A 12,432-nucleotide genomic window follows, 5' to 3' on the forward strand; every position below is an offset into this window, starting at 1 on the left:
GGATAATTTCATTCTATTTCAGCTGGTTCCATGCAGGTCGGGGTATCTGGCGCTAAAGGCCACGTAGTCCTGAAACGCGGCGAAACAGCGTAAACATGGCGCACATAATGCGCGAGCGAGGCAGAGTTTTACCTGGTTCACAAAATCGCGATGGATGTTTCATTTCATATTGTGTTTGGAATTTTTATTCCTCATACTCGCCTTATCGTCAGTCTGGCAAGGGCAAAAACCAGACGCACGCCGGGATGTCGGCTTTCTGGCCCGCGTGTCTGCTTATCACAGAAGGAAAACACAGGTATGAGTACACAACAGAAGCGGCTTGATGTGATTTGTATTGGACGCATCGCCGTCGACCTTTACGGACAGCAAATTGGCGCGCGGCTGGAGGATATGAGCACCTTTGCCAAATATCTCGGCGGCTCCTCCGGCAACGTTGCCTACGGCACCGCGATTCAGGGGCTGAAGTCGGCTATGCTGGCTCGCGTGGGCGATGAGCACAACGGCCGCTTTCTGCGCGAAGAGCTGAATCGCGTGGGGTGTAATACCGACGGACTGATTACCGATAAGCAGCGTCTGACCGGGCTGGTGATCCTCGGCATCAAAGATGAAGAGAGTTTTCCGCTGATTTTCTACCGCGATAACTGCGCCGATATGGGGCTGGTGCCGGAAGATATCGACGAAGACTTTATCAATGCGTCACGCGCGGTGGCGGTGACCGGCACCCATCTGTCGCATCCGCAGACGCGCGCCGCGGTGCTGAAAGCGCTCGATATCGCGAAGCGCAACGGCCTGCGCACCGCGCTCGATATTGATTACCGCCCGGTATTGTGGGGGCTGACGTCGCTCGGCGACGGCGAAACGCGTTTTATCGAGTCGCAGCAGGTGACGCGCCAGCTGCAGGAAGTGCTGCACTATTTCGACCTGATTGTTGGCACGGAAGAGGAGTTCCATATCGCGGGCGGCAGCACCGATACGCTGGCGGCGCTAAAAAGCGTGCGCCAGGCAACGCAGGCGACGCTGGTGTGCAAGCGCGGTCCGCTGGGCTGCGTGGTGTTCGAGGGCGAAATCCCCGACAGCTGGGAGCAGACGCGCCTGCACAGCGGCGTGCGGGTTGAGGTCCTCAACGTGCTGGGCGCGGGCGACGCTTTTATGTCCGGCCTGCTGCGCGGCTGGCTCAACGACGAGGGCTGGGAGCAGGCGTGCCGTTACGCCAATGCCTGCGGCGCGCTGGTGGTATCGCGTCACGGCTGCGCGCCAGCGATGCCGACCAAAGCGGAGCTGGATGATTTCCTCAGCCGCGACCGCGAGGTGAAACGCCCCGATCTCGACGCGCGTCTTAATCATCTGCATCGCGTCACCACGCGCAAACAGCGCTGGCCGGAGCTGAACGTCTTCGCCTTCGACCATCGCAAACAGCTGGCCGATATGGCGCGCGAAGCGGGCGTCGACGAGAGCAAAATTCCGGCGCTGAAGGTGCTGTTGCTGAAGGCCGCTGAAGAGGCGGCGCGCGAGGCGGGCCTGGAGACCAAGAGCGGCATTCTGGCCGATACCACTTATGGCCAGAAGGCGCTGAACGCCATTACCGGCAAGGGCTGGTGGATTGGCCGTCCCATCGAGCTGCCCGGCTCGCGACCGCTGCGGCTGGAGCACGGCAATATCGGTTCGCAGCTGATCGACTGGCCCGCCGAGCACGTGGTGAAATGTCTGGTGTTCTATCATCCGCATGACAGCGCCGAGATGCGCAAAGAGCAGGACGAGCTGGTGCTCGACGTCTGGAAAGGCTGCAACAAGAGCGGTCATGAGCTGCTGCTTGAGGTGATTCTGCCAGAGAGCAATCACGATCGTGATGAGGCCCACTATCTCACCATTCTCAGCCACTTTTATCAGCTGGGCATTCAGCCTGACTGGTGGAAGCTGCCGCCGCTGTCGGCGGAGAGCTGGCAGGCGATCGGCGGCCTGATCGAACAGCAGGATCCCCACTGTCGCGGCATTTTGCTGCTGGGGCTCGACGCGCCGGAAGAGAAGCTGAAGGCGGGTTTCGCCGCGGCGGCGCAGGCGCCCTGGGTGAAAGGTTTTGCAGTCGGACGCACTATTTTCGGCCAGCCGTCGCGCCAGTGGCTGCAGGGCGAGCTGGATGATACGGCGCTGGTGGAGAAGGTGAAGGGCAACTATCTGCGGCTGATCGGCTACTGGCGCGCTGCGCGCGGTTAGTCGCGGGCTAGTTGTGCTGACGCGTGAGGCATAAACCGATCGCAAAGTCGCTTATGCATCCATGCTCGCTCGGCCCGCGCCTTCCCTGGCGCGGGACGCTTTGCTCTTCGGTTTATGCCTCCCGCTTTTTAAGCTTTTGAGCTGTCTGTACAACACAGCCATCTCAACGACGGGAACAATCCCGTCGTTTTCATTTCAATAGCTTATTTCAGCGTGATGCTCTGAACGATGCTGTCCGCATCGCTCTGCGCCTGCTGCTGGTTGTCGCCCGGCAGCGTAATCTGCAGCGTCAGCAGTTTGCTGTCGACCTTCGCCAGAATCACCGAGGACCATGAGGTCTGGTTATTGGCGGAGACCACGCTGTCGAGACGCTGCGCAGGCTGATCTTTCAGGGTAATCGCTTTGTCGGACACCACCTGCAGCTGCGGGTCGCGGTTGCGCTGCTGCTGTTCCAGACGCTGCGCCAGCACATCCAGCCCTTCGTTAGTGGCCTCGCCAGCGATAACGATTACGGCGCGCGCGCCGGTTTCATCGGCGTAAACGTGCATATTGGTCGTCTGGTTGCCCAGCTTGCCGCTCTTGTCCGACATGCCTGCCGGCAGCGAGAAGCTCAGCTTGCCGTCCATCAGCGTTACGTTCTGCGCCGACTGGCTGGCGCTGGTGCCGTTGCTGCCGGTCGCGTCATCTTTCTTCTGATCGCAGGCCGCCAGGCCCAGCACCAGTAAGCCAATACCCGCATATTTCACTAAGTTTCGCATCTGAATCCCTTTATTTGATTCCAGTAAGGCGTTCATACAACTCGAATCAGGCGGCAAAAGCAACCGCCCGATTGTCAGAAGATCTTAGCGGGTCATGGCGAAAGGCTCTATCGCCGGTTAGCCGAAATTTACCTGCGGGCGCTGCGAGCGCTCCGCCAGACGCTTCAGCATCGCATTGAGCAGCACGCCATAGGCGGGCAGGAAGAAGACCAGGCAGATCAGGACTTTAAAGCTGTAGTCCACCAGCGCGATCTCGACCCAGTGCGCGGCCATAAAGGGGTCCGTGCTCTTATAGAAGGCGATAAAGAAGAAGGCGAGCGTATCGCTGATATTGCCGAGGAACATTGCGCAGCCCGGCGCGATCCACCACTGCGGCAGCTGGCGCAGGCGGTTAAAGACGTGAACGTCGAGAATCTGCCCCAGCGCGTAGGCCATAAAGCTGGCGCAGGCGATGCGTGCGACGAACAGGTTAACGTTTTGCAGCGCCGCCAGGCCCTGCCACTGGCCCTGATAAAACAGACTGGAGACCAGATAGGAGACAAACAGCGCCGGGATCATCACCGCGAGGATAATGCGGCGTGCCAGCGGCGCGCCGAAAATGCGCACGGTCAGGTCGGTCGCCAGAAAAATAAACGGAAAGCTGAATGCGCCCCAGGTGGTATGGAAGCCGAAAATAGAGACCGGCAGCTGCACCAGATAGTTACTGGAGATAATCACCAGCAGATGAAACAGAGAAAGCCAGATCAGCGCATGCTGACGCTGACGCAGAGAAAATGCGATCATAGTGGACCTTTTTTATATTGGGGTGAGGGAACCCATTGCCGCGCAAAGCTGAGCCAGCGCGACGGTGTCGATGTTAAAAACCGCGGCATCTTACCGCGTTGTGCTATTTACGCAATGGTTAATTTTAACGCAATCGTTCTCGTCTTGCGTCTGCGGGGCGCCGCGTTAAAATGAGCGCCCCCTGTTTAGAACCGAGTGATTTATGAGCGACAACTTCTCCCATGCCGACCATCAGCTGGATGCCCTGGGCCTGCGCTGCCCGGAGCCAGTAATGATGGTGCGTAAAACGGTCCGCACCATGCAGGATGGGGAAACGCTGCTGATTATCGCCGACGATCCGGCCACCACGCGCGATATTCCCGGCTTCTGCCGCTTTATGGAACATCGCCTGCTGGCGCAGCAGACCGACACCCTGCCTTATCACTACCTGATCCAGAAGGGCCTCGGCGCCTGATCGTCGCGCCTGCTACCTGCGACGCGCGCGCAGCAGCCGCAGCGCGTTAGCGGTCACCAGCGCCGTCGCGCCGGAGTCGGCGACCACCGCCAGCCACAGGCCGGTCAGGCCCAGCAGCGTGGTGACCAGAAACAGCGCCTTCAGCCCCAGCGCAATGGCGATATTTTGCCGCAGCGTGGCGCGCGTGCGTCGCGCCAGCGCCACCAGCGACGGCAGCAGCGGCAACGCATCGCGCGTCAGCGCGGCGTCGGCGGTCTCTAGCGCGATATCGCTGCCGCTTCCCATGGCGATGCCGATAGTGGCCGCTTTCATCGCGGGCGCGTCGTTGATGCCGTCGCCGACCATCGCCAGCGGGCGCTGCTGGCCCAGCGCGCGAATGGCGTCGACCTTGTCACCAGGCAGCAGGCCGGCGCGAAAGTCGATGCCGAGTTCGCCGGCGATCGCCGCCGCCGCACGCGGGTTATCGCCGGTGAGCATCAGGCTCTCAATGCCCATTCTCTTCAGCTCCGCCAGGGCGTCGCGCGCGTCGGCGCGCAGGTTGTCGCGCAGCGCCAGCGCGCCCAGCGGTTCGCCGTCGCGCAGGATCGCCACCAGCGTTTGTCCCTGTTCTTCCTGCTGCAGGATCTGCGCGCGCTGCTCGGCGCTCAACGCGTCGACGCGGCCGGGCGACAGCAGCTCGACCTGTGCGCCCTCGACCTGCGCGGCGATGCCGCTGCCCGCCAGCGTCATCTGCTGGCTGGCGGAGGGCAGAATCAACTGCCGCTCGCTGGCAGCCGCGACGATCGCGGCGGCCAGCGGATGGGTCGATCCCTGTTCCACCGCCGCCGCCAGAGCCAGCAGCTCATCCTGCGACGCTGTGGCGAAGCAGAGCACGGCGGTAACCTGCGGTTTGCCCTGCGTCAGGGTGCCGGTTTTGTCGAAGGCGACGGCGCGTATCTGGCTGAGACGCTCCAGCGCCGCGCCGCCTTTAATCAGCGCGCCCTGGCGCGCAGCGGCGGCGAGGCCGGAGGTTATGGCGGCGGGCGTCGCGATCACCAGCGCGCAGGGGCAGCCGATCAGCAGCAGCGTTAGCCCTTTATAGATCCACGGCAGCCAACCGCCGAAGCCAAGCAGCGGCGGCGCCACCATCACCAGCGCGGCCAGCAGCATAATCAGCGGCGTATAGAGACGGCTGAAGCGATCGATAAAGCGCTCGACCGGCGCGCGGTGGCTTTCGGCCTCTTCAATCAGGGTGAGAATACGGTCGATGGCGCTGGCGCCGGGTTCAGAGGTCACTTCAAGCTGAATCAGCCGATCGACGCTGGTGGCGCCCGCCAGCAGCGCATCCCCTTTTTCACGCGTGACCGGCAGCGATTCGCCGGTCAGCGCGCTTTCGTCCAGGCTCGCCTCATTGCTCAGCAGGCGGCCGTCTACCGGCAGGCGTCCGCCCGCTGCCACTTCGATAACGTCGCCGGGGCGCAGCGCCGCCAGCGCCACGGTCTCCCGCCTGTCGCCATTAAGCCGCGTGGCGTTTTCCGGGCGCAGCGCCATCAGCTGCGTCACGCCGCTGCGCGCGCGGGCTGCAGCAAAAGCTTCCAGCCGTTCGCCCAGCAAAAACAGCAGCAGCACCATCGCCGCTTCGGCGTAGGCGCCGATCAGCAGCGCGCCGGCGGCGGCGACGCTCATCAGCGTTTCGATAGTAAAGGGCGAGCCGCTGCGCGCGCGTTGCCATGCGCCGCGCGCCACCGGCCACAGGCCGATCAGCGTCGTAAGGATAAACAGCCCGTCGCCCCAGCGCGGCATAAACTGGCTCAGCATCACGCTAGCGAGCAGCAAAGCGGCAAGCAGCAGCAGGGCGCGGTTTTCGCGCCAGCGGGAAACAGGGCGGATCGTCGGATTGTCGCCGACCAGCGAGAAGCCGGCGCGCGCGACCGCCTGTTCAACAGCGGCGGCGACATCGGCGCTGGCCTCGACCAGCAGCTTTTCGCTGGCGAAGACGACGCGGGTGCGTAACACCTCGGGCAGCTGGCTGACGGCGGTTTCGACGGTGCGGGCGCAGCTCGGACAGTCCATGCCGCTGACGCGCCAGCTAAAGCGCCAGCCGCCTTGCCTGTCGCTCTCTTCGTCGTTGCCGCCGGAATGCACTTCGCCGCCTGGGCTGTCGTCGGCCTCGCAGCAACCGCCGCCGCAGGCTGGCTGAACGGGCGAGGCGGCACTGATGTTCAGCCGTGCGGGCGCGGCGCCAGGCAGGGTGCACAGCGGTTTCGCGGCAGAATGGGTATGACGAGAGCGGCCGCAGCCGCAGGCGTGTTCGTGATGATGTTGCTGCATAAAACCTCCAGTAACGGACGGGCGATCCCGCCCGCTACTGCATCCTACACTCTGGAGTCGACTCCAGAGTCAAGGCTGGTTTTACATCAGAAGAGCCACAGCGAGCGGACAATCATAAAGTGTCCGGCAAAGTAGCAGGCGGCGACGATGGCGCTGTCGGCACGAAAGCGGCGGCGATAGTGGCTGACGAACCAGACGATATTCGCCAGCAGCAGCAGACTCGCGCCCACCACCAGCGTGAAGCTGTCGTCGGTGGGACGGAAGAGATACTGCTCGGCGGCCAGCCAGGTCATCACCAGCGTCATGCCGATCAGCGTGCAAATCGGCCAGCGCAGCGTCTCCAGGCGGTTCCAGATGGTCGCAATGGTGATGGCGCCGATAATCAGCAGCGTCAGCGGAATCGGCCAGTAAAAGGTCATCGTCATACTGGCGGCGAAGCAGATGGTGTACAGCAGGTGAGAGAGGAAGAAGGCGCCCAGCGCGTAGAGCATCTGCTGGCGCGGCAGCAGCAGCAGCGCGTCGCCGACCAGCGTCGCGATCAGTCCGGCGATAATCAGGTAATCGGTCGGTTTCAGCACCGGCGCCTGCCAGGCCCAGCCCACCATCAGCAACAGCGTGACGGGTTTAAAGAGCCAGCGCTGCCACTGCGGGCCGCGATAGGATGCGTCAACATAGAGCCAACCGGAGAAAAGTACGGCAAGAAATGACCAAAGCATTGCTGCTCCCTTAAGGACAACCTGTCCATCAGATGGTGAAAATTCCCAATAAGTCGATCTCAGTTTAGGTTACGGCCTCGCAATGTGACAATCAGGCAACTCTGGTTGTATGCTTCACCCGCATTGCTTTCCAGAGCTTAACGAGACGAGAAAAAACCATGAGCAAACCACCGCTACTCTTTTTTATCGTGCTGGCCGTTATCGCCGTGCTGGCGACCCGTCAGTTTATCAAGCAGCGGCGCGAGACGGCGGTGAACGACGCCTCGCCGGTGCGCACGCTGATGGTGAAGGTCAAGACCAAGCGGGAGTATCCGTCGCCCAACCGGCGTTCGCGCCAGCGCGAAGTCATCGCGGGGGAAGAGATGCGCTACGAAGCCTGGTTCCATCCTCTGAACGGCGCCAGCGATATCAAAGCGATTGTGGGCGAGCGTGACTACAACCAGATGGATACCGGCGCGAAGGGCGAGCTGAAGATGCAGGGATCGCGTTTCGTCAGCTTTACGCCGGCGCAGTAAAACTGCGGATTTTGATAAAGTGCCCAGCGCGGGTAAGACGAATCGATCGCAAAGACGCAAAAGCGGCATCCTTGCCAGCTCGGCCCGCGCGAGTACGCACCTCATCTCTGAGGCGCGCCCGTCACCGGGCCAACGTTACACGTTGTTCAAAAGCGCTCCCGGCGCTTTTGTCCCTGTCGCGGGACGCTTTGCTCTTCGGTTCGTCTTACCCGCTTGCAGACGTTGTAAGCTGTTCAGCCCGCTGTTTTACTTCTTCTTCGGAAAATTAGCCTTCTGCCAGGCCAGCAGTTCAAATACACCGAACAGAAAGATTTTGGTCTGCGTCCAGCGATCGATCGGCGGCGCGTCTTTCGGCTGGGTAGCGCGCAGCAGCGTCAGCTGCAGTCCGTGCATCAGGATCATAAAGAACAGCGCGACGTGGATAAAATAGCGCAGCGGTTTAGGGTAGGGATCGACCAGGTTAAAAAGTAAAAAAGCCCAGACGCACAGCATTAACAGGCGGCCTAAATTAAGCAACATCGGATGTCTCTTGTTGTCGGTGATATAAACGATACGCCACTTGTCCGGCGATCTTCTCGCGATGCAGCGCCCAGCTAGCGGGCACGGGCGGCGCGCCGTGCTCGACTTCGCTCTCTACATAAATCATCGCCTCGTCCGCCAGCCAGCCATTCTGCTCCAGCAGCTGCAGCGTCTGCTCCAGCAGTCCTTTGCGAAACGGCGGGTCGACGAACACCACATCGTATGGCTTGCCGGAGCCGGCCAGCCAGTTAAGGGTATTAGTGTTGATCACCTGCGCATCGCTGGCGCGCAGGGTGTGTAAATTCTTTTCCAGCTGCTGCGCCACTGCACGTTCCAGCTCCAGCAGCGTCACCGAACCGGCGAAGCGCGACAGCGCCTCCAGGCCGAGCGCGCCGCTGCCGGCGAAACAGTCCAGGCAGCGCGCCTGCTGCAGAACCGGCGCCAGCCAGTTAAACAGGGTTTCACGAACGCGATCGGTAGTGGGGCGCAGTCCGGCGCTGTCGGGCACCGGCAGTTTGCGTCCGCGCCACTGACCGCCGATGATGCGGATTTGTCCGGCACCGCCTGTGCCACGAGGGGTTTTACTCATCTTGCTCACAACTCGTCATAATTTGTTGCGTAGTTTAACGGGCGAACGAGTGAGAAGAAACGGTAAAAAAGGGTGCTGTGGTGCGCTGGCTGGAAAGTGTTAGACTAGTGAGTTGCTGAAGTCATACATAATTCTGCCGTTTTTCGCCCTTTCGGCGGTAAAAACCAGAGCTAATTTTTATCCCCTGGGAACAGCGAGCGACCGGGATTAAGCCATCGAGGAGTGTCGTCACACAATGGCAAAAGAGAAAAAACGTGGCTTTTTTTCCTGGCTGGGATTTGGCAAAGAAGAAGAGACACAACAGCCTGCTGAAACGCCTGAACAGCAGCCAGATGAGGCTGCGCTAGCGCAGGCGGAAACCGAAGCGGCGCATACCGTCGAGCTGACCGAGCAGGTCGCCGAGGCGCAGCGCGAAGCGTCTGCGCAGGCCGCGGAAGAGCATGTGGTTGCGGAAGAACAGGTCGCAGCAGAGCCGGAAGCGATCGTCCAGAAAGCGCAGGACGCGGAAATTATCGCGCCGCTGGAGGAGATCGTTCCGGAAGAAGAGCCGGAGCTGGCGCCGACGCCTGTCGCAGACGAGATATTGCCGGAAACGCTGCCGGAAGAAGAGCAGCCGCTGGATGACGAAGAGCTGGCCGCGCTGGCGCTGGCGGAAGCGCCGCAGGACGAGGCGGCGGAAGAGATCGCCGCGGAAGCGGAAGCGATCGCTGTTGAGAGCGACGCGCAGGATACGGTCAGCGATCTGCCGCTCGCCGCCGCGCCAATTATCTCCCAGGAGCAGGAACGTCCCACCAAAGAGGGATTCTTCGCACGCCTGAAGCGCAGCCTGGTCAAAACGCGCCAGAACCTCGGCTCCGGCTTTATCAGCCTGTTCCGCGGCAAAAAAATCGACGACGATCTGTTCGAAGAGCTGGAAGAGCAGCTGCTGATCGCCGATGTCGGCGTTGAGACCACGCGCCGCATTATTACTAACCTGACGCAGCAGGCGAACCGCAAACAGCTGCGCGACGCGGAAGCGCTCTACGGTCTGCTGAAAGCGGAGATGTCGGGCATTCTGGCGAAAGTAGACGCGCCGCTCGACGTCAGCGGCAAAGGGCCGTTCGTGATCCTTATGGTCGGCGTCAACGGCGTCGGCAAAACCACCACCATCGGCAAGCTGGCGCGCCAGTATCAGGCGCAGGGCAAATCGGTGATGCTGGCGGCGGGCGATACCTTCCGTGCGGCAGCCGTGGAGCAGCTGCAGGTGTGGGGCGAACGCAACAATATCCCGGTGGTGGCGCAACATACCGGCGCGGATTCCGCCTCGGTGATTTTCGACGCCATTCAGGCGGCGAAAGCGCGCGGCGTCGACGTGCTGATCGCCGATACGGCTGGACGTCTGCAGAACAAATCGCACCTGATGGAAGAGCTGAAGAAAATCACCCGCGTGATGAAAAAACTGGACGAAGAGGCGCCGCACGAAGTGATGCTTACCCTCGACGCCAGCACCGGCCAGAACGCCATCAGCCAGGCGAAGCTTTTCCATGAAGCGGTCGGCCTGACCGGCATTACCCTGACCAAGCTGGACGGTACGGCGAAAGGCGGCGTGATCTTCTCGGTGGCCGATCAGTTCGGCATCCCGATTCGCTATATCGGCGTCGGGGAAGGCATAGAAGATTTACGGCCCTTCAAGGCCGAGGATTTTATTGAGGCACTGTTTGCCCGAGAGGACTAATTGGGATGATTCGCTTTGAAGAGGTCAGTAAGGCATATCTCGGCGGGCGTCAGGCGCTGCAGGGCGTAGATTTTCATCTGCGGCCGGGCGAAATGGCGTTCCTGACCGGCCATTCCGGCGCCGGTAAGAGTACCCTGCTGAAGCTGATTTGTGGCATTGAGCGGCCGAGCGCGGGCCATATCTGGTTCAGCGGTCACGATATTTCACGACTGCGCCACAGCGAGGTGCCGTTCCTGCGTCGCCAGATCGGCATGATCTTTCAGGATCACCACCTGCTGATGGATCGTTCGGTCTACGACAACGTGGCGATCCCCCTGATCATCTCCGGCGCCAGCGGCGAAGATATTCGTCGCCGCGTGTCGGCGGCGCTGGATAAAGTCGGTCTGCTCGATAAAGCGAAAAGCTTTCCGATTCAGCTCTCCGGCGGCGAACAGCAGCGCGTTGGCATTGCGCGCGCCGTGGTGAACAAGCCCGCCGTGCTGCTGGCGGACGAACCGACCGGCAACCTGGACGACGCGCTGTCGGAAGATATCCTGCGTCTGTTCGAAGAGTTCAACCGCGTGGGCGTCACCGTACTGATGGCGACGCACGACAGCGGGCTGATCGCGCGGCGACGCTATCGCGTCATGACGCTCAATCAGGGACGCCTGCATGGAGGCCACGATGGTCAATAAACGCAACAAGCGCCCCGCTGCGCCAAAAGCGAAAGCGCCCTCTAAAAGCAAAGCGCTGAAGGGCGGCTGGCAGGAACAGTGGCGCTACGCGTGGCGCGGCACCCTGTCGGATATGTATCGCCAGCCGCTGGCGACGCTGCTGACGGTGATGGTGATCGCCATTTCGCTGACGCTGCCCAGCGTCTGCTACATGGTGTGGAAAAACGTCAGCCAGGCCGCGACGCAGTGGTATCCCGCGCCGCAGCTGACGGTTTATCTGTCGAAAACGCTGGACGATACCGCCGCGGAAAATGTGGTGGCGCAGCTCAAGCAGGTCGACGGCGTGGATAACGTCAACTACCTGACGCGAGAAGAGGCGCTGAACGAGTTCCGCAACTGGTCGGGCTTTGGCGGCGCGATGGACATGCTGGAGCAGAACCCGCTGCCGGCGGTGGCGATTATTACGCCGAAGCTTAACTTCCAGAATTCCGACACCATGCAGAACCTGCGCGACAGCGTCGCGAAAGTGCAGGGCGTTGACGAGGTGCGCATGGATGACAGCTGGTTCGCCCGTCTGGCGGCGCTGACCGGACTGGTGGGCCAGGTCGCGTCGATGATCGGTATTCTGATGATTGTCGCGGTGTTCCTGGTGATCGGCAACAGCGTGCGGCTCAGCATCTTCGCGCGGCGCGACACCATTAACGTGCAGAAGCTGATCGGCGCAACCGACGGCTTTATTCTGCGCCCGTTCCTCTACGGCGGGGCGCTGCTCGGCTTAAGCGGCGCGGTGCTGTCGCTGATCCTTTCCGAGGTGCTGGTGCTGCGTCTGCAGTCGGTCGTGGCGCAGGTGGCGCAGGTCTTCGGCACCACTTTTTCGCTGGAAGGTTTCTCGTGGGATGAAGGACTGCTGCTGCTGCTGATCGCCGCGATCATCGGCTGGATCGCCGCCTGGCTGGCGACGGTGCAACATTTACGTCGTTTTACGCCCCAGTAACCGCCTGCAACGTTTTTTTGGTATAATGTTCCTCTGCTGCCGACGATCCGGGCGCAGAGGAACCTCCCTCTCTTCCCGCCTCGTCATCTGTGTGTAAAATATTCACTGCTATAATTGAACTTGTGGATAACTTGGCTACTCTAAGTAGCACAGATTGCTTTCGGATTTTCCCCGGCGTTGACTTAATGTAACGTCTGCTCAAAGGGAAGACGCAGC

General features: G+C 61.2%; 12 protein-coding genes. 6 read left to right on the plus strand and 6 right to left on the minus strand.

The features are described 5' to 3' along the window. Window positions 1-297 precede the first annotated feature (297 nt). Window positions 298-2,211: a 5-dehydro-2-deoxygluconokinase gene (gene iolC / locus PVE98_RS00970; RefSeq protein ID WP_096072192.1), complete on the plus strand. Its 1,914-nt coding sequence runs from the start codon at window positions 298-300 to the stop codon at window positions 2,209-2,211. 203 nt (window positions 2,212-2,414) lie between these two features. Here the strand turns inward: iolC and PVE98_RS00975 are convergent, their stop codons facing one another. Together PVE98_RS00975 and PVE98_RS00980 are read right to left on the minus strand one after the other, a co-directional pair. Continuing rightward, complete coding sequence (locus PVE98_RS00975) at window positions 2,415-2,969, minus strand: DcrB family lipoprotein (protein ID WP_096073850.1); 555 nt, start codon at window positions 2,967-2,969, stop codon at window positions 2,415-2,417. 117 nt (window positions 2,970-3,086) lie between these two features. Next, entirely contained in the window at window positions 3,087-3,752 is a 666-nt protein-coding gene (locus PVE98_RS00980) for a 7-cyano-7-deazaguanine/7-aminomethyl-7-deazaguanine transporter (protein WP_033753242.1), read from the minus strand. A gap of 202 nt (window positions 3,753-3,954) precedes the next feature. On the opposite strand from PVE98_RS00980, the gene tusA reads away from it, so the two are divergent. Beyond that, complete coding sequence (gene tusA / locus PVE98_RS00985) at window positions 3,955-4,206, plus strand: sulfurtransferase TusA (protein WP_033753239.1); 252 nt, start codon at window positions 3,955-3,957, stop codon at window positions 4,204-4,206. Window positions 4,207-4,218: 12 nt separating this feature from the next. On the opposite strand, the gene PVE98_RS00990 is transcribed toward tusA, so the two are convergent. Together PVE98_RS00990 and PVE98_RS00995 are read right to left on the minus strand one after the other, a co-directional pair. After that, complete coding sequence (locus PVE98_RS00990; RefSeq protein WP_096072191.1) at window positions 4,219-6,516, minus strand: zinc/cadmium/mercury/lead-transporting ATPase; 2,298 nt, start codon at window positions 6,514-6,516, stop codon at window positions 4,219-4,221. Window positions 6,517-6,602: 86 nt separating this feature from the next. Beyond that, window positions 6,603-7,232 (minus strand): lysoplasmalogenase, encoded by a 630-nt coding sequence (locus tag PVE98_RS00995; RefSeq protein WP_033753233.1) that lies wholly within the window; start codon window positions 7,230-7,232, stop codon window positions 6,603-6,605. 158 nt (window positions 7,233-7,390) lie between these two features. Between PVE98_RS00995 and PVE98_RS01000 the strand changes: the two genes are divergently transcribed. Then, window positions 7,391-7,747, plus strand: a complete 357-nt coding sequence (locus PVE98_RS01000; protein ID WP_033753230.1) for a DUF2500 domain-containing protein — start codon at window positions 7,391-7,393, stop codon at window positions 7,745-7,747. A gap of 246 nt (window positions 7,748-7,993) precedes the next feature. On the opposite strand, the gene PVE98_RS01005 is transcribed toward PVE98_RS01000, so the two are convergent. Then, window positions 7,994-8,266 carry a DUF1145 family protein gene (locus PVE98_RS01005; RefSeq protein ID WP_033753227.1) on the minus strand — a complete coding sequence of 91 codons (273 nt, stop codon included), beginning with the start codon at window positions 8,264-8,266 and terminating at the stop codon, window positions 7,994-7,996. Beyond that, complete coding sequence (gene rsmD, locus PVE98_RS01010) at window positions 8,256-8,855, minus strand: 16S rRNA (guanine(966)-N(2))-methyltransferase (RefSeq protein ID WP_033753224.1); 600 nt, start codon at window positions 8,853-8,855, stop codon at window positions 8,256-8,258. Before rsmD ends, PVE98_RS01005 begins: the two co-directional genes overlap by 11 nt. 235 nt (window positions 8,856-9,090) lie before the next feature. Here rsmD and ftsY point away from each other — a divergent pair, with 235 nt between their 5' ends. From ftsY to ftsX, 3 genes are read left to right on the plus strand one after another with little or no spacing between them, the layout of a single operon-like run. Then, window positions 9,091-10,569, plus strand: coding sequence for a signal recognition particle-docking protein FtsY (gene ftsY, locus PVE98_RS01015; protein ID WP_033753221.1), 1,479 nt, complete (start codon window positions 9,091-9,093; stop codon window positions 10,567-10,569). Between the two features lie 5 nt (window positions 10,570-10,574). Next, window positions 10,575-11,243, plus strand: coding sequence for a cell division ATP-binding protein FtsE (gene ftsE, locus PVE98_RS01020; RefSeq protein ID WP_033753218.1), 669 nt, complete (start codon window positions 10,575-10,577; stop codon window positions 11,241-11,243). Further along, window positions 11,233-12,216, plus strand: a complete 984-nt coding sequence (gene ftsX / locus PVE98_RS01025; protein ID WP_033753217.1) for a permease-like cell division protein FtsX — start codon at window positions 11,233-11,235, stop codon at window positions 12,214-12,216. Before ftsE ends, ftsX begins: the two co-directional genes overlap by 11 nt. Window positions 12,217-12,432: the final 216 nt, after the last annotated feature.

The organism is Pantoea sp. GABEPS69 (assembly GCF_045780835.1).
GTDB classification, from domain to species: Bacteria; Pseudomonadota; Gammaproteobacteria; order Enterobacterales; family Enterobacteriaceae; genus Pantoea; species Pantoea septica.

Coding starts and splice junctions, on each gene's coding strand:
- PVE98_RS00980 (WP_033753242.1), bottom strand. CDS start 3,752: ATGATCGCATTTTCTCTGCGTCAGCGTCAGCATGCGCTGATCTGGCTT.
- ftsX (WP_033753217.1), top strand. CDS start 11,233: ATGGTCAATAAACGCAACAAGCGCCCCGCTGCGCCAAAAGCGAAAGCG.
- tusA (WP_033753239.1), top strand. CDS start 3,955: ATGAGCGACAACTTCTCCCATGCCGACCATCAGCTGGATGCCCTGGGC.
- rsmD (WP_033753224.1), bottom strand. CDS start 8,855: ATGAGTAAAACCCCTCGTGGCACAGGCGGTGCCGGACAAATCCGCATC.
- PVE98_RS00975 (WP_096073850.1), bottom strand. CDS start 2,969: ATGCGAAACTTAGTGAAATATGCGGGTATTGGCTTACTGGTGCTGGGC.
- PVE98_RS00990 (WP_096072191.1), bottom strand. CDS start 6,516: ATGCAGCAACATCATCACGAACACGCCTGCGGCTGCGGCCGCTCTCGT.
- iolC (WP_096072192.1), top strand. CDS start 298: ATGAGTACACAACAGAAGCGGCTTGATGTGATTTGTATTGGACGCATC.
- PVE98_RS00995 (WP_033753233.1), bottom strand. CDS start 7,232: ATGCTTTGGTCATTTCTTGCCGTACTTTTCTCCGGTTGGCTCTATGTT.
- ftsE (WP_033753218.1), top strand. CDS start 10,575: ATGATTCGCTTTGAAGAGGTCAGTAAGGCATATCTCGGCGGGCGTCAG.
- PVE98_RS01000 (WP_033753230.1), top strand. CDS start 7,391: ATGAGCAAACCACCGCTACTCTTTTTTATCGTGCTGGCCGTTATCGCC.
- ftsY (WP_033753221.1), top strand. CDS start 9,091: ATGGCAAAAGAGAAAAAACGTGGCTTTTTTTCCTGGCTGGGATTTGGC.
- PVE98_RS01005 (WP_033753227.1), bottom strand. CDS start 8,266: ATGTTGCTTAATTTAGGCCGCCTGTTAATGCTGTGCGTCTGGGCTTTT.